Genomic DNA, 17705 nt, shown 5'->3' on the forward strand with positions numbered 1-17705 from the left:
ACGCTAGCGCAGATCGGCGAGCGAGTTCTTGAGGCCGCCGTCGATCTGGATCTGAATCGCGGCGACGGCGATCATCACGGCCGCGGTCACCAGGTGCACGACCGCGTCGGTGGTGTTGTTGGGAAACGTGAAGACGAACGCGACCTGATGCGAGAAGAACGCCCAAATGCCCGGAAGCGCTCCGGCGACCGCGGCGATGAGCAGGTACAGCACCGACCACGACTTGCGCAGCGCGAACACCAATCCGGGCGCGAAGAGCGCCAGGCCGGCAACCGCATGCCATCCGTTGTAATCCATCCCCAGCACCTGAGCGGTAGGCGCGTCAGGACCAGTCGCAAAGCTGGGCTCGATGATGAAACCGATCACCGCCTGGATCACGTGAAAGGCGGCGATGATCAGCAGTGCGATCTGGGCGAAGCTCCACTTCACGCGCACCTCCGAGTTTCGTGGCAGGCTCGTCGCAAATACTACGCGCGGTAGTAGGTGTTGCCAATGGCATGCCCCGATTCGCCTCTGAGACGATGGTCGCCGATACCGCCGTGGAACCCGAACAGCGCACCCTGGTCCTGACCGCCTTTCCCGCCGAGGCGGATGCGATTCTCGCCCGAACCACGCTCGACGAGAACCCCGTCGTCGTCGTGCACCGCAGGCACTACTACCTCGGCACGCTCGGCGGCAAGAAGGTCGTTCTCGCGATGACAGGCATCGGCATGAAAAATGCGGCCGACACCACCGAAGAAGCTCTGACCCACTTCTGCCCCGGCGCGAGCGTCGCCGTCAACGCAGTCGTCTTCGCAGGCGTGGCCGGTGGCCATGGACGCACCCAGATCGGCGACGTCGCCGTTCCCGCACGGTGGACCGCCGACCACAGAACGTCATGGCACGCGGTCGACCGCGAGATGCTCGACGTGGCAGGCCAATTGGCCGTGAAACTGGAACGTACCTGCCGTGTCCGCGGCCCCTTCCTCCGTCCGCGGATCGTCAACCTCAACCGCGAGCCGCGGCTGCACGTGGGTGGAGACGGCTCAAGCGGCGACCACAACAACGGGGTGGCGTTTCCGGCCATCCCCCTGGGTGGGACCGTCTTCGGACCTCAACCCCTTGCCGCCCCGGACTTTTCGCACTTGTTCACCGGCAACTTCTTTCAGGCGGCGGGCACGTTCATGGCCCGCGGTGTTGCCAGCAACCTGACGGGGGTGCGCAGACCCGCCAACCCGCCGGTGGACGCCGTCGACCAGGAGACCGCCGCGGCGCAAGGTGTCGCCGACGGGCATGGCGTTCCATTCCTCGGGGTCCGCGGAATGTCCGACGGGCCCGGCGACCCGCTCAACCTGCCCGGTTACCCCATCACGTTCTTCGTGTACAAGCGGATCGCCGCGCACAACGCCGCGATCGTCACCCGGGAGTTCCTGCGAAACTGGACCCGCTGACCGAGGTCTCTAGCGCACCCGGCTGTAGTTCGCGTCGTCCTCGATATCCACTCGCGATCGGTCGGCCAGGGCAAGGCAACAGATGACGGTGATGACTGCGGCGATGACGATGTAGATAGAGATCGAGTACGGCGTCCCTGTCTCGTGAAGGAGCCATGTCGCCAACAGTGGCGCCGGCCCACCCGCGAACACCGACGCCAGCTGATAGCCGAGACCCGCACCGCCGTAGCGCAGATGGGTCGGAAAACTCTCTCCGATCAGCGCCGCCTGCGGCCCGTACATCATCGCGTGGATGATCATCGACAGCACGATCACGATGAAGATCGGCACCCCGCCGCCGTGCGTCAGCACGAAGAAGTATGGGAACGCGAACACCCCGGCGCTCACCGCTCCGGCCGTGTACACCTTTCTCCTGCCCAGCGTGTCGGACAGATGTGAGAAGAACGGGATCGCCGCGAGTTCGACGGTGGCACCGACCAGGACCGCTGAGAGTATGAAGGTCTTGCTGTAGTGGTGGACCTGCACGACGTAGGTCAGTACGAACGTGGTGAACAGGTAGAACGGCATCTGCTCGGCGAACCGCACGCCTGCCGAGAGCAGGATCTCCCGCCAGTGATGTTTGATCGCATCCTTAACTGGGGCGCTCGCGGTCTTCCCCTGCTCCAAAACCTTGGCGAACATCGGCGTCTCCAGGATTCGCAGCCGGATCACCAAGCCGACGGCGACCAGGATCAGGCTGGCGAGGAACGGAATCCGCCACCCCCACGAGTCGAATGTCTCCTCGGACATCGTCGCGGATAGCAGCGTCATCCCGCCGGTGCCGAGCACCAACCCGACCGGCACGCCGATCTGCGCGAAGCTGCCGAGCAGGCCGCGCCGTTTCTGGTCACCCCACTCCATGGTGAGCAGCACCGACCCGCTCCACTCGCCGCCGACCGCAATGCCCTGCAGCACACGCAGGAACACGAGCAATATCGGCGCAGCAACGCCGATGGTGGCTGTTCCGGGCATGATGCCGATGACCGCCGAGGCGAGACCCATGACCAGCAGCGTGATGATCAGCGTGGTCTTCCGCCCGATCCGGTCTCCCCAGTGCCCGAAGATGGCTGCGCCGATGGGCCTCGCGGCAAACCCGACGAAGTACGTGGCGAAGGACTGCATCGCGCCCGCATATGCAGTCGACTCGGGGAAGAACAAGTGCGGAAAGACGAGTGCGGCGGCCGTGTTGTAGAGAAAGAAGTCGTACCACTCGATTGTGGTGCCGATCGCGCTCGCCATCGCAGCCCGACGCACCTGGGTCTGCTTGGTGCCCGAGTCGGCTTGGACCGCTTGGCTGACTTCGTCGTCCCCGATGGTCATTTCGCTCGCCTCCCTACGTCGCCCACGCCTCTTCGCGTTGAACAGTGTGTACCCCCGTACCGGGTTTCGGAAGACGCGTTTTGACAACGTCGGATGCGGGAACAACGTATCGTCGGCTCGGCAAACGCCGAGTGAACAAACGTATACAGATCCGGGAGCTTGCAGCGCCATGGGCTTCGTCGAGTTCGTCTCAGACCGCTGGCCGGTTCTGTCGTTTCTCGCCTATCAGCACATGAGCCTGGTGGTGCAGACCCTCATTCTGGCCACCGTGATCGCGCTGGCGATCGGCGTGCTGATCTACCGCTCACCGGTCGGCGTGGCGGTGGGGAACAGTGTCACGGCAGTCGGCCTGACCATCCCGTCCTACGCGCTTCTCGGAGTTCTCGTCGGCGTCGTCGGCCTTGGCGTCGTGCCCTCGGTGATCCTGCTGGCGTTCTTCGGCGTCTTCCCGATTCTGCGCAACGTCGTGGTCGGCCTGAACGGCGTCGACAAAACCCTCGTCGAATCGGCACGCGGCATGGGCATGAGCCGGTTCGCGACCCTGGTGCGGCTCGAGCTGCCGCTCGCCTGGCCGGTGATCATGACCGGAGTACGAATCTCGGCGCAGATGCTGATGGGCATCGCCGCCATCGCCGCCTACGCCCTCGGACCGGGACTCGGCGGATACATCTTCTCGGGGATCTCCCGGATGGGCGGCGCGAACGCGACCAACTCCATCGTCGCTGCGACGGTGGGCATCCTGATTCTGGCGGTCGTCCTGGACACCGCGTTGAACTTCCTCACCCGACTCACCGTCCCAAGGGGGATTCGTGTCTGAACAGGCAACCACCGGCGGCGTCAGGATTCTGCTCGACGGCGTGACGAAGCGGTACGACGCACAGTCCGCCGAACCCGCAGTCGACAACGTCACCATAGAGATCCCGGCGGGCGAGATCGTCATGCTGGTCGGCCCATCGGGGTGTGGAAAGACCACCACGATGAAGATGATCAACCGTCTGATCGAGCCGACGAGTGGACGCATCTTCATCGGCGACGATGATGTGACCAAACGCGACCCAGACGAACTCCGTCGCCACATCGGCTACGTCATCCAGGGTGCCGGGCTGTTCCCGCACCTCACCGTCGGCGACAACATCTCGATCGTCCCGCGCCTGCTGAAGTGGGACAAGAAGCGCACGGCGACACGTGTTGACGAGCTCCTCGACCTGGTCAGCCTCGAGCCGTCGCAATACCGGGACCGCTACCCACGTGAACTGTCGGGTGGCCAACAACAGCGAGTCGGTGTCGCGCGAGCGCTGGCCGCTGATCCACCGGTCCTGCTGATGGACGAGCCGTTCGGCGCCGTCGATCCCATCACCCGGCTGCGACTTCAAGACGAGCTGCTGCGGCTGCAGGAAGAACTTCGCAAGACCATCGTCTTCGTCACCCACGACTTCGACGAAGCCGTGAAGCTCGGCGACAAGATCGCGATCCTGCAGGCCGGCTCGAAGATCGTGCAGTACGACACCCCCGAACGCATCCTCGCCGAACCCGCCGACGACTTCGTCCGCAGCTTCGTCGGCGCCGGTGCCGCGCTCAAGCAGCTCACGCTGACCCGCGTTCGCGACGTCGACCTGCACGAGGCCGCCGTGGCTCGTGTCGGCGGCGACACCGGCGAAGCGATCAGAGCGGCCCAAGCGATCGATCGCGAGCACGTCATCGTCCTCGACGACCAGGACCGGCCACAGCGGTGGATGTCGCTGGCCGACCTGGACGATCCGCGGGCTCTCGAAGGCGTCGCGCGCGACGAGGATTTGGAGACCGTCAACCTCGCCTCGACGCTCAACGACGCCCTCGACCAGATGCTCACCTCATCCCACGGCGTCGTCGTCGTGACCGGCAGGCGCAACACTTACCAGGGCGTCATCCGAGTCGAAACGATCATGGACGCGATGGAGGGTATGCGCCGCAGCGGCGAGAAAACGGGGACGGCTTCGTGACGCTGGTCAACCCGGATCTCGACGTCCCCGCCGGGGGCGCCGGATCGCGGAGTGTTGTTCGGCGGCTCGGGCTCGGCCGCCTGCTCCTGCAGCCGCTCATCTGTGTCGTCGTGGTCGTCGGTTCGCTGCTGTACGTCTACAACGCACAAATATCGGAATCCGAAAAGCGTTCTCTCGCAGTCTCGTCGCTGCTGACACTGCTTCGTGAGCACATGACGGTGAGCATCGCCGCGACGTTGCTCACCTGCGCAGTCGCAATTCCCTTGGGAATCGCGTTGACCCGCGGCCGATTTCGGCGCTACTCGAAGCCGATCATCACCGTCGCCGGCTTCGGCCAGGCCGCGCCGGCGATCGGCTTGATTGCGCTGGGGGCCGTGCTGTTCGGTATCGGACAGGTCGGCGCGATCATCGCACTGACCGTGTACGGCGCGCTGCCCATCATCGCGAACACCGTGACCGGTTTGGACGGCGTCGACCCGCGGTTGGTCGAGGCTTCCCGGGGCATGGGCATGTCGGCGTGGTCCACGCTGCTACGGATCGAGCTACCGTTGGCACTGCCTGTGATCGTCGCCGGCGTGCGCACCGCACTCGTCCTCATCGTCGGTACCGCTGCGCTGGCGTCGTTCACCGGTGCGGGCGGGCTCGGCCAACTGATCACGACCGGTATCAAGCTGCAGCAGACGGTGACCCTGGTCGTCGGCGCGGTGCTCGTCGCCGCGCTGGCCCTCTTCATCGACTGGTTGGCGCGGGTCGCGGAGATCGTCGCCGCTCCGAAGGGGCTCTGACGTGATGAAAAACTCGCAGGGCAGGCGCGCCCTGACGGCTCTGTGCGTGCTGTTCGTCGGCCTCGTCGCCGGTTGTGGGTTGCAGTCGGCCAGTGGCGCGGTCCTCGAGGCGCGACCCGGTGCCATCGCCCACTACGACTCGTTGAAGAACGTGAAGCTGACCGTCGCTGCGAAGGACTTCACCGAGCAGTTGATTCTTGGGAACATGTTCTCCACGGTGCTTGCCGCTGCAGGTGCCGATGTCACCAACCTGACGAACATCCCCGGTAGCTTCGGTGCGCGACGCGCGCTGACCAGCGGCCAGGCGAATGTGTCCCCGGAATACACGGGCACCGGATGGATCAACTATCTCGGCAACGAGAACCCCGTGAAAGGCGAAGAGGCACAGTATCTGGCCGTCAAGGATGCGGACGCCAAGAACGGTCTGTCCTGGCTGCCGCCCGCACCGATGGACGACACGTATGCGTTCGCGATCCGCGAGTCGGAAGCGAAACGGCTCGGTATCTCCAAGCTGTCCGACCTGACCAAGCTCAGCAAGGGCGATCTGACGTTCTGCGTCGAAAGCGAATTCGCCAACCGCAACGACGGTTTCGTGCCGATGCTGAAGACGTACGGGCTCACCCGCGAACAGCTGGGCCGGGTGACGAACCTCGACACCGGCGTCATCTACACGGCGACCGCGGATGGCCAGTGCAACTTCGGCGAGGTGTTCACCACCGACGGACGCATCCCCGGCCTCAAGCTGCAGGTCCTCGAAGACGACAAGGCGTTCTTTCCGCACTACAACCTCTCAGCGGTGGTCAACTCCGAGGTGCTCGCCGAACATCCTGAGCTGGCCGAGATATTCGGCCAGCTGAGCCCCAAGCTGACCAACGAGGTGATGTTGGAGCTCAATGCCAAGGTCGACACCGACGGGTCCGACCCGGCGATCGTGGCGCGTGATTGGCTTGTCAAGGAAGGGCTGTTGACCTAGCCGGCGACGGCTGAAGGAACGGGTGAGCGTCACTCCGCTTCCCCGACCGGCTCGTCGCCAGTGTGCAGGAACACCTGGCCCTGGTTGTAGTAGATGCTGACTGGTGACTCCTGCCGAAGCATCTCCATCACGTCGGAGATCAGCGTTTCGGGCATATACATCCTTATCCAGGGGTCGGCGGCCTTGTTGGGAGGAATCGGGTTGCCCGTCAGTACGAAGTGGATGTAGGCGACGGTTTGTCGATCGGCTCCATGCAGACGCACGATTGCCCGCTCGTTGCGATAACCGGTTGGGCCGCCGTGTAACTGGTAGTCGTAAGTTGCAATCTGTGCCATGTCTCAACCATGCGGCAGAAGCCGTCTTCCAGGGGCCATGATGGACATCATGGAGTCGACCCGTCTGGATCGGTGGTTGTGGGCGGTCCGACTGACAAGGACCCGGCCGGACGCCGCAGCCGCGTGCCGAGGTGGACGTGTCCGGGTCAACGATCGGCCGGCCAAGCCATCGACGACGGTGTCCCCGGGCGACGAGGTGCGCGCCGTCGTCGGAGACCGGACGCGGATAGTCGAGGTGGTACGGGTGATCCAGAAGCGGGTTGGTGCCGCCGATGCCGTGACCTGTTACCTCGATCGAACACCCCCGCCGCCTTCGACTCCTTCCATTCCCGTTGCTGTCCGCGATCGCGGTGCCGGACGGCCGACCAAACGGGACCGCCGAATCCTGGACAGGTGGCGCGCGAGCCAGCGTTGACGTTTCTCGGGCACTGCGGCGAGTCCGCTGAGCCCAGCCCTCACCAGCGCAAATATTGACCGCGGCCACAATCGGGCGGTGCACGGGTTAGGCTGTTTCGGTCGGGTGAGAGGTTCGGAGAGCTTAAATGGTGAGTGTGAAGCGCGGGGTGCTCGTTTTCGGCTGTGCGGTGGCCTTCCTTGCGGCGCCCCTTGTGGTTGCGTCGCCGGCCTCGGCCGACTGCCCTTGGGGCACGAAGCCGACCCGTTTCGAGGGCGTGTGCATCAGCGGCGCAGGCGGCGGCTCCGCGCCGGTCATACCCGTTCCTCCTCCTGCCGGAGGCGGGGCGCAGATCGTCAACAATCCGAACGGATTCGACACCGTCAACGGCGTTCCCTGCACGCCCGAGCACTACGGCGCCTGCTACGGAATGGCTCAGAACGGCTGATCGGCCCTAGTTCGACCCTCACTCCCTGTCGATGAGCCGGCGAAAGCTCGCGGCCGGATGGACTGATGCGCCTGCGGCTCGGACCCGTTGCGCAAGGGCACCATCCGATGTCACGACGGTCAGGTCTTGTGGCTCGCGGTCTGCCTGCACGAGCCGGACGATCTCGTCATCGGCCGAGTTGGCTGCCGCCACTGGTGCATGTGCTATCTCGATCACCGAAGACTCGATCGGTGGCGACATCGGCCGCTCCAGCACCACTGTCACGGGGCGCTCGTGGGTTTGGGCCCACCGTTCGAGATGGTCGACCAACCTGACGATGGCGCCTCGACGGTCCTTCCACCAGCGGTCCGGCCGAGTGCCGATCACGTTCATCGCGTCGACGATCCAGCGCTGAGTCACCTATCGCCCAGGCTCGCGGCCAGCTGATCGAACGTCAGCGTCCACCCGCTGTCGAAGCTCTCGAATTCCTCTGGGGGAAGCAGTGAATGCTCGATGGACATGAGCGTCTCATCGTCACCGACCGGTTCGAAGGCGACGCTGACGACACTTTCCGTCGTCGGGTCCGGCCAGTTGGAATTCGCCCACGTGAAGCGCAGCAGACGCGGGCGGTCGATTGTCAGGAACTGACCGGTGATCAGTACACGCGTCCCCGAATCGTCGACGTCGAAGCGCACGATCCCACCGACATGCGGTTCGACGGTGACGTCGACAACGCGAACGGGATGGGGACACATCCACTCCCGCAACGACTCTCGGTCCAGCCACTCGTCGAAGACGACATCTGGCGCCGCAGGCATGACGCGTTGCACGCGAACAGTCGCTGTTTCGCTCATCGCCTGTCTTTTCTGCGCAGCCGCGCCGACAGCGCATCTGCGCGCGTCGACCAGAAGTCCGTCTGCTCGGAAATCCACTGCTGGGCCATTGTCAATCCGTCCGGTCGTAGGGAGAGCCAGTGCTCGCGACCACGTACTTCGCGCCGCACGAGCCCGGCCGCCTCCAGCACGCCGATGTGGCGTGAAACGCCTGCGAATGTCATCGGCAGCGGCGCGGCCAGGTCGGATATGCGGGCATCGCCCTGACGCAACGTCTCCAACAGCAGTCGCCGCGTCGGATCTGCGAGTGCGCCGTACGCGCGGTCCAATACCTGATCTTCAACCATCTTGTTGACTATATCGACTGCTCGTGATGTGGTGGAAGAAGTTGTTCAACTGAAATGTTGAATGATTCGACAGCGATCCCCGAGGAGATTCATGAAGACGCCTCCGATTGTGTCGGCGCAGGAATGGGATGCTGCGCGGCAGGCCATGCTCGTCAAGGAGAAGGAACACACCAGGGCGGGTGATGCGCTGGCCGCACAGCGCAGGCGGATGCCCTGGACGGCGGTGGACAACGACTATCGGTTCGAGGGACCGCACGGCTCGGTCGGCCTGCTCGACCTCTTCGAAGGCCGGCGCCAGCTGATCGTCTACCGCGCCTTCCTGGACCCGGGCGTGCACGGATGGCCCGAGCACGGATGCGTCGGCTGCTCGTTGATGGCCGACCACATCGGCAACCTCGCGCATCTGAACGCCCGCGACACGACGCTTGTTTACGCTTCCCGCGGTTCGCAGGCAGACGTCGCGCGGATCAAGGGTCGAATGGGTTGGGATCACCCGTGGTACACCATTATTCCCGGACCGCAGGGCGCTTTCGACACCGATTTCGGAGTCGACCAATGGCACGGCACCAACGCCTTCATTCGCGACGGTGACCGCATCTTCCGCACCTACTTCATCGACGATCGCGGCGACGAGGTGTTCGTCAACACGTGGAACTTTCTCGACATGACCGCGCTGGGGCGACAGGAGGTCTGGGAGGACTCGCCCGAGGGCTATCCGCAGACCAAGCCGTACAACTGGTGGCGCTGGCACGACGCATACGGCGACCGCGAATCCTCTCCGAAGGAGTGATCCAGATGTCCGCCACTGATCCGCGCCGGGTCGCCAGGATTTACCAAGACACCAAGGAACGCGTGACGTCTTTGGTAGCCGATCTCGACGATGTCGAATTGAGCACCGCGGTGGCAGCCTGCCCCAGTTGGTCCATACGGGATGTGGTGGCCCATCTCGCCGCAACGGCTGACGACATCGGCCGGGGGCGTTTGACCGGAGCGCCCACAGACGACGAGACCGCGGCGCAGATCGCCCGATTCGACGGACAGCCCGTGTCCGACGTGATCGCGGCCTGGACCGACGCGGCCGCGCACCTGAACCATCTCGCGGAAACCCGCGGATTAGAACTGCCCGTCGGCGACGTCACCAGCCATGAACACGATGTCCGCGCCGCGCTGGGCAGGCCGGGTGCCCGTGATTCCGATGCGGTCCATTACTCCTCGGACCGCCTGCTGAAGAGCCTACGGGCGCCGGTGCGGCTTTGTGTGACAGTGGAAGACGGCGAGTATTGCAGCGGGCCTGACGACGGCGCCGAGATAGGCCTGCGCACAACACGATTCGAGACCCTCCGGTGGCGAACCGGCAGGCGCAGTCGCGCGCAGCTCGCGGCGATGAACTGGTCCGCCGATCCGGGTCCGGTACTCGATCATCTCTACATGTTCGGCCCGGCCGACATCGACATCGACATCGACGAGTAGGCCACCAGGAGGCAGCGATGAAAAGTGACTCGCCACATCGTCATTCAGTCAACCGGGCGCCCACTCCGGCAATTGTCGACCGAGAGGCATTCGAGGCCGGAATCGGCGCACTGCGGACCCGTGAAAAGGCGCACATCCAGCAGGGCGACGCGATCGCCGCGGCCCGCCGGGCCATGCCGATGGTCGAGGTCGACGCCGGCCTCGAGCTGACCGGACCCGACGGACCGGTCACGCTGCTGGACACCTTCGAGGACCGACGTCAGCTGCTGGCCTATTACTTCATGTGGAACACCGGCAAGCCCGCCGCCGATCAGTGCGAAGGCTGCACCTGGGTCACCACGCAGGTGCAGGAGCTCGGCTATCTGCATTCCCGCGACATCACCTACGCCGTCTTCTGTCAGGGACCGTATGAAGAAGGGGCCCGTTACCGCGATTTCATGGATTGGCGCATGCCGTGGTACTCGGCGCTGCCCTCACTCGACGAACTGCTCGTCGGCCGCACCGCGGGGATGATGCACATCGTCAGTTATCTGCGCGACGGCGATCGCGTCTTCGAGACGTACTGGACCACGCGACGCGGCGTCGAGGCGATGGACTACAGCCTTTCCCTGATGGATCTGACGGTGTACGGACGCCAGGAGCCATGGGAGGACTCCCCTGCCGGCTGGCCGCAGGATTGGATTGTCGACGGCTCCAACACCCGGATAGACGGACGCCCCATCCCGCAGTGGTCCCGGCTGGAAGCCGGACGATCGGACGACCTTGTAGGGTAATCGTCGACGCCAGTATCTGAGCGTCGAAACCTGATGCCTTCGCAGGAAGGTCGGACGACGAGTTGGGTGCGCTGCTCGCTCTGTTAGCGGCGATCAGCTACGGAATCGGCGACTTTCTCGGTGGGCTGGGCGGGCGGCGGGCACACGCCGCCCTCATACCGATACCGGTGCAGGTCGTCGGCGTGCTGACCGCGACCGTCGCCATCCTCACCGGGCTGGGTGGCGCCCCGACTACGTCGGCCTTGCTATGGGGAGGAGTCAGCGGGATCGAAAGCGGCGTGGGCAACGCAATGCTGATCCGCGGTCTGGCCGCGGGGCGGATGAGTGTGGTTGCGCCGCTCTCGGCAGTGATGACCGCCGCTGTGCCTGCCTTGGTGGGCATCGTGGCCGCTGCTGCCGGGTCAGATAGTCGCGTTGGGCGCGTCGGCAAGCCTACTTTTCCTGTTCGCAAGCGGCGCAGGCCAATTGACTGTCGTCGCAGTGCTGGCCTCACTCTATCCCGCATTCACCGTGGTGTTGGCTGCCGCGGTCCTGCGTGAACCGATTGCGGGTACGCAGGCCGTCGGGCTGGTGGCCTCAGCCGCGTCAGTGGTGCTCATCGTCAAAGGCTCCTAGCCGCGGCGTTGCGGTCCTCTGACTCACAGGCAGCCCAAACCACAGCGAGCTGGCAGTCCGAGTCCAGCTTGATATCAGTCTGTGCGCTTACTTTGTGCCGACTTGGTGAGGAAGGTGGAGTTGCAGTGAAGACGTTGATATCCGTTATCGGTGGAAGCGCTCTCATTTCGGTGGGTGCGCTGGCCGCCGCAATCGTGCAGGAATCCGCGCAGACTGCACAGGTGGCGAGTTCGGGCACCATGAGCATCGGCTCGACGAGCAAGCAGGAAACGCCTGCGACGACGCCGGCCACCGCGGTCGCGGTGCCCGCAGTCAAGGCGGGCTCCTAGGCGTTCAGCGCGCACCGCGAACAAGGCGGCCAGGGCGCGCCCCGGTGTCGACGCCGTCGCGTCGGGTGACGACACCGTTGACGATCGTGGCGGTGTAGCCGGATGCCCCCTGGACCAGACGCTGACCCCCCGCGGGCAGGTCGTAGGCCATCCGGGCGGGATGCAATGTCAACGCATTCATGTCGATGACGTTCACGTCGGCCTTCTTCCCGACCTCGATGACACCGCGATCGGTGAGCCCGAACAGCTGCGCGGTGTCGTGAGATTGCTTGCGCACCACAAACTCCAGCGGGAGCTTGTCGCCGCGGTGACGGTCTCGGGCCCAATGCGTGAGCAGGAACGTCGGATACGAGGCGTCGCAGATCATGCCGCAGTGCGCGCCGCCGTCGGACAGGCCCGAAACCCCGGCGGGGTGGGTCAGCATCTCCCGGATCGCGTCATGGTTGCCGTAGTAGTAGTTGTAGAACGGCAGCATCAGCATCGCGCCGGCATCGGCTTCGAGCATCAGGTCGTACAGCGTGGACAACGGGTCCTGACCACGCTCGGCGGCGATCTTCTCGACGGCCCGATCTGGCGTCGGTTCGTAGTCGGGCGGGTCACCGAGCGCATAGAGACGGCCCAGGGAGTACTGGACAAGCGCGAACATGTTGTCGAACAACAGCTTCGGATCCGGTGGCAGATCGTCCTCGGCGAGGATCGCGGCCTTAACGGCGGGATCGGCGAGACGCTGCGCCAGTTCCTCCCGGCTGCACTCTGCCTTCAGGCGACGGAAGGTCGGACGATGCGTGAACGCGTGATGGCCGGGGAAGCCGAACAACATGCCGAACGGTCGCGCGGCGATCTGGGGATACAATTCGCTGCCCGCCGCATGGGCCGCCGCTGAGATATCGAGCTGTTCGCGCCAGAGGTCCGGCGCGGCGTCGACCTGGATCATGCCGAACGAGATCGGGCGGTCGATCTCCGCGCCGAGGCGCTGCATCCACTCCAGCTCTTTCTTCGGTGCGATGATGTCCTCGCCCGCAACCCCCTGCGGGGCCAGCTCGAAGACGGCTCGGCCGCCTGCGGCCATCGCCCTACCGAGGCCGAACAGTTCGTCCTCTGCGGCGTAGGTGCCGGGAACCGGCTCGCCGTCGATTGCCCGGTGACCGATCGTGCGTGACGTCGAGAAGCCGAGTGCGCCCGCCTCGACAGCCTCCTGCACGATGCGTGCCATCGCCGCGATGTCCTCCGGTGTGGCCGGTTCGTTCTTCGCCCCACGCTCGCCCATCGCGTAGGCGCGGACCGCCCCGTGCGCCACCTGACTGCCCACATCTATTGCAAGGTCATGCTTTTCGATCACGTCGAGGTACTCGGGGTAGCTCTCCCAGCCCCAGGTCATGCCCTCGGTGAGGGCCGAGCCGGGAATGTCCTCGACGCCCTCCATCAAGCCGATCAACCAATCCTCTTTACCTGGCCGTACCGGGGCGAAGCCAACTCCGCAGTTGCCTGCGACCACAGTGGTGACGCCGTGCCCGCTGGACGGTTCCAGCAGGCTGTCCCAGCTGACCTGACCGTCGTAGTGCGTGTGGATGTCGACGAAGCCGGGCGCGACGATTTTCCCGGTCGCGTCGATCGTCTCGGCCGCATCGCCTTCCAGCGGGGCGCTTCCCGGCCCGCGGCGACGAATCTCCACGATCTTGCCGTCCCTGACGGCCACATCGGCCTGGAACCGGTCCGCGCCCGTCCCGTCGACAACGGTTCCGCCTGTGATCTTGAGGTCGAACACGATTACTCCCTCGAACTCCATGTCAGCCGCTACGGTGGTCAATGTAACACCGTTACAGACGAATGACGCAGGATCAGGGAGGGCCGATCGTGACGCACACAGCGCAGGCAGGTCCTGCGGTCGGCAACCCCGCTTACGACCATCGGGAAGACGCGATCGGCGGGCCGCCGGAGCGCCCCACCCTGGTGCCCGCCGCGCGCTATCACTCGGCGGCCTTCGCGCAACTCGAGGCGGAGCGGATGTGGCCGAAGGTATGGCAGTTTGCCTGCACGGTCGACCACGTCGCCGAGCCCGGTGACTACTTCGAGTACCGGTGCGGTCACTATTCGGTGCTCATCATCCGAGGCGACGACGACACACTGCGCGCGTTCCAGAACGTCTGCAGGCACCGCGGCAACTCGCTGTGCGCAGGCTCTGGATCCGAACTACGCGAACTGAAGTGTGGCTACCACGGCTGGACGTGGGATCTCGAAGGGTCGCTGCGGCGAGTGCCCAACCGCAAGGGGTTCGGCGCGCTCCCGATGTCCGAGTTCCCACTCTTTGGCGTACGAGTCGACACGTGGGAGCGGCTCGTCTTCGTCAACCTCGACACCGGCGCGATCCCCCTACAGGAATTCCTGGAAGCTGTGCCGAACGACATCGCATGGTGTGGGCTCGGCGACTTTCGTTGCTACGCAACGATTACCGTGGAGGTCGACGCCAACTGGAAGACGATCGCCGATGGGTTCAGCGAGACGTACCATATCCAGACGTTGCACCCCGAACTGCACAGGTGCATGGACGACGTTTACGCACCTCAGGTGATCTGGGGCCACACCGGCAAGTCCGAACAGGTCTACGGCGTGCCGAGCCCGCTGATCAAGGATTCGCTCTCCGACGCCGAAGTGTGGGACGCCTATGTCGCCACTCAGGGTGCGCTGATGGGCCTCGCCGAGGACACCGCGTTCCCCGCTGACGAGCGGCGGCCGGATCAGTCAGTGTCCGATGTGATCGCCGAGCGGACAAGGGCATTCGCCGCCCAGCGCGGTGTCGACCTGAGTTGGGCGAGCACCGACCAGATACTGCGTCTGCATCAATACAACGTCTTCCCCAACATGTCCCTTCTGGCCAACGCCGATCACCTGACGGTGTTGACCGCACGCCCGGGACCGGACCCCGATCACGGCGAACTGGTGATGATCCTGTGGATGCGGACGGCGCCGGGCACGCCGCGGACAAAGCCGGCCGATATGCGCTTGACTGCCGACGAGGCGCACCCGGGCCTGGTGCTGAGTCAAGACATCGCCGTGCTCGCCGGTCTTCAGCGCGGTCTACATCAACCCGGGTTGACGCATCTGACGCTGTCGAATGAGGAACGCCGCGTGATCAACATGCACCGCAACCTCGAACGCTATTTGCAGCTGGCCGAATCGGAGCGCATGACGGGAGGTGAGACGCCATGAAGGAAGCGGTCGACGCCGAGGTCATCCTCGACACCGCGGCTCGTTTGATCGAGCTCGGCGGCGTGGATGCCTTCACCATGCGCGGTCTCGCCGAGGACCTCGGGGTTGCCGTGACGTCCATCTACTGGCACGTCGGCGGCCGGGACAAGCTCTTCGACAGCCTGGTCGATTGGTTGTTGAGCCGGATGGCGCACCTACCGGCGGAGGGTGACACTCCCGTCGATCGCATTGCGTCACTTGCCCGCTCGCAGCGCACGGCGCTGATCGAGCGACAACACCTTCTGGCCATCGCCCACGAGCGTGATCGAACCCCACAGCTGTTCCTGCCGATCCAGCAGACGCTTGCCTCACAGCTGGCGGACATCGGCGTGACCGGAACCGATGCGGCCCTCGTTCTGCGCGCGATACAGGTTCACGTGATCTCGTCTGCGGTGATGCAGTTCTCGGCCGTCCGCGGAGCCAAGCACGACGAAGAGGATCCCTCGCTGTGGACCGACGACTGGCCCGACAGGGCGCTGGTCGAGGCGCTCCAATCCCCGACCGACTACGACGCCGTTTTCGAGTACGGGCTCAGCGCGCTTCTGGCGCCGCTGCGGAGTCGCCTCGTCGACGGGTAGCACCCCACAGCCCGACGCCGATGCCCACCACCGCACCGCCGAGACCGATGATCTGCTGTGATTTCTTCATCTGAGAATGAACCCTCATTCCGCCCAGCAGGTCCGAGGCGTCCGCCCCGCCGGACGCGAGGAACCAGCCGCGGGTGTTGCGTCCGCGTAACGCCGCCGACACCAGCAGCCCGCCGATCAGCGCGTCGCGATAACCCATCGAACGCAAGAGCAGCTGCGCTGTCGGCGCAGGCTCATCGGGGTCGCCCCACAGGCGGTTCGCGCGCAGCGGATCGACCAGAAACGAGATCCCGGACGCCAGGCGGATACCACCGACGGCGAGTGCGGCGCGGTCTATCGACATGGCCTGCAGCCTAGGCGCCTCACGCTCGATCCGATGAGTTCGTAACATCAGCACGGTCTAAACGCTATGAGCATGGATACTTCACGCGTCGTGCTGTACATGTCGATGTCGCTCGATGGCTTCATCGCGGGCCCAAAGGACACCAAGGGCAACGCCCTTGGCGACGGGGGTCACCGACTGCATCAGTGGCTGGCGCAAGGCGATGGTGACGATCCCAGCGGCTATCGGCCGAGCGACCAAGCGGGCCAAACGGTTTTCGACGAGATGACGGCGACCGGCGCCGTGATCACCGGCAGGCGCACCGCCGACTTCGCCGACTACTGGGACGGCGATCATCACGGCGGGGTACCGATATTCGTCCTAACGCACCGAGTCCCCGCCGAGACACAAGCGGGCGATGTCCGTTTCGTCACCGAGGGCGTGCAGTCGTGCGTCGAAGAAGCCAAGCGGGCCGCCGGTGATCGTGATGTCATGCTGCACGGGGCATACACGGCGCAGGATTTCCTGCGCGCGGGAGTACTCGATGTGCTCGAAATCTCGCTTATTCCAGTTCTTTTCGGCGACGGACGGCGCCTCTTCGACCGGCTGGGCCCGCGCCACATCGAGCTCGTGCCGGTCCGCAGACTCGAGTCGCCCAGTGCTCTGCACCTGCGGTATGACGTGAGATACCCATGAGGTCCACCAGGTGGCGAAATAGGATGTAGCCATGAGCCTCGCCACGTACACGCTGGAAGATCACGTTGCCACCATCACGCTCAACCGGCCCGAAGCGCGCAACGCGATCAACGGCGAGCTTCGCCGGGACCTGAACGCTGCCTGGGACCGGTTCCGCGACGACGAGGAGGCGTGGGTCGGAATTCTGACGGCCAACGGCAGCGTTTTCTGCGCGGGCGGTGATCTCAAGGACGGCGAGGGCTCGGTAGGCACCTTCGGCGGCACGTTCTGGGAGAAACCGACCATCAACTCCTTCGAGAGTGGAATGGAGTTGTTCAAGCCGACCATCGCGGCGGTGCACGGATCGTGCATCGGTTACGGGCTCACCGGAGTGCTGTTCTGCGACTTCGTCATCGCCACCACGGAGTCGTCATTCTGCTACCCCGAAGTGACGATCGGCGTTCCTACCATCGTCGGCGCCATCCGCCTTCCTCAGCGTGTCGGCTGGGCCAACGCGATGGAACTACTTCTGACCGGCAAACCGATGAGCGCCGAGCGGGCCAAAGAGACCGGGCTGGTCTGGAAGCTTGTCGAGCCCGATGCGTTGCAGTCCGAGGCCAAGGCATGGGCCCGCGTCCTCACGCAGGCCGCCCCACTGGCCCAGCGAGCCACCAAGGAAGTGGCATGGCGAAGTGCGGACATGGGCTGGATCGAGTCCGTGCGCTTCGGCGAGACCATGCGCAAGGTGGCCGGCGCCACCGAGGACGTAGCCGAGGGCATTGGTGCATGGCGCGAGAAGCGGGCACCGCAATGGAGGGGACGCTGA

Annotated in this window: 24 protein-coding genes; 16 read left to right on the forward strand and 8 right to left on the reverse strand. The window is 64.9% G+C overall.

Annotation, left to right across the window (positions count from 1 at the left end):
* Positions 1-3 precede the first annotated feature (3 nt).
* A complete protein-coding gene (locus QOJ24_RS08285) occupies positions 4-429 on the reverse strand; it encodes a DUF4383 domain-containing protein (RefSeq protein WP_526260504.1) in 426 nt (141 codons plus the stop codon).
* 68 nt (positions 430-497) lie between these two features.
* On the opposite strand from QOJ24_RS08285, the gene QOJ24_RS08290 reads away from it, so the two are divergent.
* Positions 498-1430 (forward strand): 5'-methylthioadenosine/S-adenosylhomocysteine nucleosidase, encoded by a 933-nt coding sequence (locus QOJ24_RS08290; protein WP_526260505.1) that lies wholly within the window; start codon positions 498-500, stop codon positions 1428-1430.
* Between the two features lie 9 nt (positions 1431-1439).
* On the opposite strand, the gene QOJ24_RS08295 is transcribed toward QOJ24_RS08290, so the two are convergent.
* A complete protein-coding gene (locus tag QOJ24_RS08295) occupies positions 1440-2789 on the reverse strand; it encodes an MFS transporter (protein ID WP_526260506.1) in 1350 nt (449 codons plus the stop codon).
* Between the two features lie 169 nt (positions 2790-2958).
* On the opposite strand from QOJ24_RS08295, the gene QOJ24_RS08300 reads away from it, so the two are divergent.
* The 4 genes from QOJ24_RS08300 (at position 2959) to QOJ24_RS08315 (ending at position 6526) form a co-directional block, all read left to right on the forward strand.
* Positions 2959-3606 carry an ABC transporter permease gene (locus QOJ24_RS08300; RefSeq protein WP_526260507.1) on the forward strand — a complete coding sequence of 216 codons (648 nt, stop codon included), beginning with the start codon at positions 2959-2961 and terminating at the stop codon, positions 3604-3606.
* Positions 3599-4768: an ABC transporter ATP-binding protein gene (locus QOJ24_RS08305; protein ID WP_526260508.1), complete on the forward strand. Its 1170-nt coding sequence runs from the start codon at positions 3599-3601 to the stop codon at positions 4766-4768. The genes QOJ24_RS08300 and QOJ24_RS08305 overlap by 8 nt, the downstream gene beginning before the upstream one ends.
* Before the next feature lie 80 nt (positions 4769-4848).
* Positions 4849-5553, forward strand: a complete 705-nt coding sequence (locus tag QOJ24_RS08310; protein WP_526260525.1) for an ABC transporter permease — start codon at positions 4849-4851, stop codon at positions 5551-5553.
* A gap of 4 nt (positions 5554-5557) precedes the next feature.
* Complete coding sequence (locus QOJ24_RS08315; RefSeq protein ID WP_526260526.1) at positions 5558-6526, forward strand: glycine betaine ABC transporter substrate-binding protein; 969 nt, start codon at positions 5558-5560, stop codon at positions 6524-6526.
* 29 nt (positions 6527-6555) lie between these two features.
* Here QOJ24_RS08315 and QOJ24_RS08320 read toward each other — a convergent pair whose 3' ends face one another.
* The gene (locus tag QOJ24_RS08320; RefSeq protein ID WP_526260509.1) at positions 6556-6861 is read right to left on the reverse strand and encodes a hypothetical protein; all 306 of its coding nucleotides are present in this window, start codon (positions 6859-6861) and stop codon (positions 6556-6558) included.
* A 49-nt stretch (positions 6862-6910) separates the two neighbouring features.
* Here QOJ24_RS08320 and hslR point away from each other — a divergent pair, with 49 nt between their 5' ends.
* Positions 6911-7276, forward strand: coding sequence for an Hsp15 family ribosome-associated heat shock protein (gene hslR, locus QOJ24_RS08325; RefSeq protein ID WP_526260510.1), 366 nt, complete (start codon positions 6911-6913; stop codon positions 7274-7276).
* Positions 7277-7403: 127 nt separating this feature from the next.
* Positions 7404-7703 (forward strand): hypothetical protein, encoded by a 300-nt coding sequence (locus QOJ24_RS08330; RefSeq protein ID WP_526260511.1) that lies wholly within the window; start codon positions 7404-7406, stop codon positions 7701-7703.
* Between the two features lie 18 nt (positions 7704-7721).
* Here the strand turns inward: QOJ24_RS08330 and QOJ24_RS08335 are convergent, their stop codons facing one another.
* From QOJ24_RS08335 to QOJ24_RS08345, 3 genes are read right to left on the reverse strand one after another with little or no spacing between them, the layout of a single operon-like run.
* The gene (locus tag QOJ24_RS08335; RefSeq protein ID WP_526260527.1) at positions 7722-8075 is read right to left on the reverse strand and encodes an NYN domain-containing protein; all 354 of its coding nucleotides are present in this window, start codon (positions 8073-8075) and stop codon (positions 7722-7724) included.
* A 23-nt stretch (positions 8076-8098) separates the two neighbouring features.
* The gene (locus QOJ24_RS08340; protein WP_526260512.1) at positions 8099-8536 is read right to left on the reverse strand and encodes an SRPBCC family protein; all 438 of its coding nucleotides are present in this window, start codon (positions 8534-8536) and stop codon (positions 8099-8101) included.
* Entirely contained in the window at positions 8533-8862 is a 330-nt protein-coding gene (locus tag QOJ24_RS08345) for an ArsR/SmtB family transcription factor (RefSeq protein WP_526260513.1), read from the reverse strand. Before QOJ24_RS08345 ends, QOJ24_RS08340 begins: the two co-directional genes overlap by 4 nt.
* 91 nt (positions 8863-8953) lie before the next feature.
* Between QOJ24_RS08345 and QOJ24_RS08350 the strand changes: the two genes are divergently transcribed.
* From QOJ24_RS08350 to QOJ24_RS08370, 5 genes are all read left to right on the forward strand, one after another.
* Positions 8954-9652, forward strand: coding sequence for a DUF899 domain-containing protein (locus QOJ24_RS08350; RefSeq protein ID WP_526260514.1), 699 nt, complete (start codon positions 8954-8956; stop codon positions 9650-9652).
* Between the two features lie 5 nt (positions 9653-9657).
* On the forward strand, positions 9658-10332 hold the full coding sequence (locus QOJ24_RS08355; RefSeq protein ID WP_526260515.1) for a maleylpyruvate isomerase N-terminal domain-containing protein: 675 nt from the start codon (positions 9658-9660) through the stop codon (positions 10330-10332).
* A gap of 17 nt (positions 10333-10349) precedes the next feature.
* On the forward strand, positions 10350-11105 hold the full coding sequence (locus QOJ24_RS08360) for a DUF899 family protein (RefSeq protein WP_526260516.1): 756 nt from the start codon (positions 10350-10352) through the stop codon (positions 11103-11105).
* A gap of 465 nt (positions 11106-11570) precedes the next feature.
* The gene (locus QOJ24_RS08365; RefSeq protein WP_526260517.1) at positions 11571-11720 is read left to right on the forward strand and encodes an EamA family transporter; all 150 of its coding nucleotides are present in this window, start codon (positions 11571-11573) and stop codon (positions 11718-11720) included.
* A gap of 125 nt (positions 11721-11845) precedes the next feature.
* The gene (locus tag QOJ24_RS08370) at positions 11846-12049 is read left to right on the forward strand and encodes a hypothetical protein (protein ID WP_526260518.1); all 204 of its coding nucleotides are present in this window, start codon (positions 11846-11848) and stop codon (positions 12047-12049) included.
* Between the two features lie 4 nt (positions 12050-12053).
* Here the strand turns inward: QOJ24_RS08370 and QOJ24_RS08375 are convergent, their stop codons facing one another.
* Entirely contained in the window at positions 12054-13814 is a 1761-nt protein-coding gene (locus QOJ24_RS08375) for an N-acyl-D-amino-acid deacylase family protein (protein ID WP_526260528.1), read from the reverse strand.
* Between the two features lie 89 nt (positions 13815-13903).
* On the opposite strand from QOJ24_RS08375, the gene QOJ24_RS08380 reads away from it, so the two are divergent.
* Together QOJ24_RS08380 and QOJ24_RS08385 are read left to right on the forward strand one after the other, a co-directional pair.
* The gene (locus QOJ24_RS08380) at positions 13904-15256 is read left to right on the forward strand and encodes an aromatic ring-hydroxylating oxygenase subunit alpha (RefSeq protein WP_526260519.1); all 1353 of its coding nucleotides are present in this window, start codon (positions 13904-13906) and stop codon (positions 15254-15256) included.
* Entirely contained in the window at positions 15253-15873 is a 621-nt protein-coding gene (locus QOJ24_RS08385; RefSeq protein ID WP_526260520.1) for a TetR/AcrR family transcriptional regulator, read from the forward strand. Before QOJ24_RS08380 ends, QOJ24_RS08385 begins: the two co-directional genes overlap by 4 nt.
* Here the strand turns inward: QOJ24_RS08385 and QOJ24_RS08390 are convergent.
* Positions 15827-16225 carry a DUF4267 domain-containing protein gene (locus tag QOJ24_RS08390; RefSeq protein WP_526260521.1) on the reverse strand — a complete coding sequence of 133 codons (399 nt, stop codon included), beginning with the start codon at positions 16223-16225 and terminating at the stop codon, positions 15827-15829. The two genes, QOJ24_RS08385 and QOJ24_RS08390, sit on opposite strands and share 47 nt — an antisense overlap.
* A 72-nt stretch (positions 16226-16297) precedes the next feature.
* On the opposite strand from QOJ24_RS08390, the gene QOJ24_RS08395 reads away from it, so the two are divergent.
* Both QOJ24_RS08395 and QOJ24_RS08400 read left to right on the forward strand, forming a co-directional pair.
* Positions 16298-16900 (forward strand): dihydrofolate reductase family protein, encoded by a 603-nt coding sequence (locus tag QOJ24_RS08395; protein ID WP_526260522.1) that lies wholly within the window; start codon positions 16298-16300, stop codon positions 16898-16900.
* A gap of 31 nt (positions 16901-16931) precedes the next feature.
* Positions 16932-17705 (forward strand): enoyl-CoA hydratase/isomerase family protein, encoded by a 774-nt coding sequence (locus QOJ24_RS08400; RefSeq protein ID WP_526260523.1) that lies wholly within the window; start codon positions 16932-16934, stop codon positions 17703-17705.

This window comes from Mycobacterium sp., from assembly GCF_032159775.1.
Classification (GTDB): Bacteria; Actinomycetota; Actinomycetes; order Mycobacteriales; family Mycobacteriaceae; genus Mycobacterium.

Bases quoted from the DNA above. Each gene is read 5' to 3' on its own strand.
- QOJ24_RS08290 (WP_526260505.1), top strand. From the start codon at position 498: ATGCCCCGATTCGCCTCTGAGACGATGGTCGCCGATACCGCCGTGGAA.
- QOJ24_RS08295 (WP_526260506.1), bottom strand. From the start codon at position 2,789: ATGACCATCGGGGACGACGAAGTCAGCCAAGCGGTCCAAGCCGACTCG.
- QOJ24_RS08300 (WP_526260507.1), top strand. From the start codon at position 2,959: ATGGGCTTCGTCGAGTTCGTCTCAGACCGCTGGCCGGTTCTGTCGTTT.
- QOJ24_RS08315 (WP_526260526.1), top strand. From the start codon at position 5,558: ATGAAAAACTCGCAGGGCAGGCGCGCCCTGACGGCTCTGTGCGTGCTG.
- QOJ24_RS08320 (WP_526260509.1), bottom strand. From the start codon at position 6,861: ATGGCACAGATTGCAACTTACGACTACCAGTTACACGGCGGCCCAACC.
- hslR (WP_526260510.1), top strand. From the start codon at position 6,911: ATGGAGTCGACCCGTCTGGATCGGTGGTTGTGGGCGGTCCGACTGACA.
- QOJ24_RS08330 (WP_526260511.1), top strand. From the start codon at position 7,404: ATGGTGAGTGTGAAGCGCGGGGTGCTCGTTTTCGGCTGTGCGGTGGCC.
- QOJ24_RS08335 (WP_526260527.1), bottom strand. From the start codon at position 8,075: ATGAACGTGATCGGCACTCGGCCGGACCGCTGGTGGAAGGACCGTCGA.
- QOJ24_RS08340 (WP_526260512.1), bottom strand. From the start codon at position 8,536: ATGAGCGAAACAGCGACTGTTCGCGTGCAACGCGTCATGCCTGCGGCG.
- QOJ24_RS08345 (WP_526260513.1), bottom strand. From the start codon at position 8,862: ATGGTTGAAGATCAGGTATTGGACCGCGCGTACGGCGCACTCGCAGAT.
- QOJ24_RS08350 (WP_526260514.1), top strand. From the start codon at position 8,954: ATGAAGACGCCTCCGATTGTGTCGGCGCAGGAATGGGATGCTGCGCGG.
- QOJ24_RS08355 (WP_526260515.1), top strand. From the start codon at position 9,658: ATGTCCGCCACTGATCCGCGCCGGGTCGCCAGGATTTACCAAGACACC.
- QOJ24_RS08360 (WP_526260516.1), top strand. From the start codon at position 10,350: ATGAAAAGTGACTCGCCACATCGTCATTCAGTCAACCGGGCGCCCACT.
- QOJ24_RS08385 (WP_526260520.1), top strand. From the start codon at position 15,253: ATGAAGGAAGCGGTCGACGCCGAGGTCATCCTCGACACCGCGGCTCGT.
- QOJ24_RS08390 (WP_526260521.1), bottom strand. From the start codon at position 16,225: ATGTCGATAGACCGCGCCGCACTCGCCGTCGGTGGTATCCGCCTGGCG.
- QOJ24_RS08395 (WP_526260522.1), top strand. From the start codon at position 16,298: ATGGATACTTCACGCGTCGTGCTGTACATGTCGATGTCGCTCGATGGC.
- QOJ24_RS08400 (WP_526260523.1), top strand. From the start codon at position 16,932: ATGAGCCTCGCCACGTACACGCTGGAAGATCACGTTGCCACCATCACG.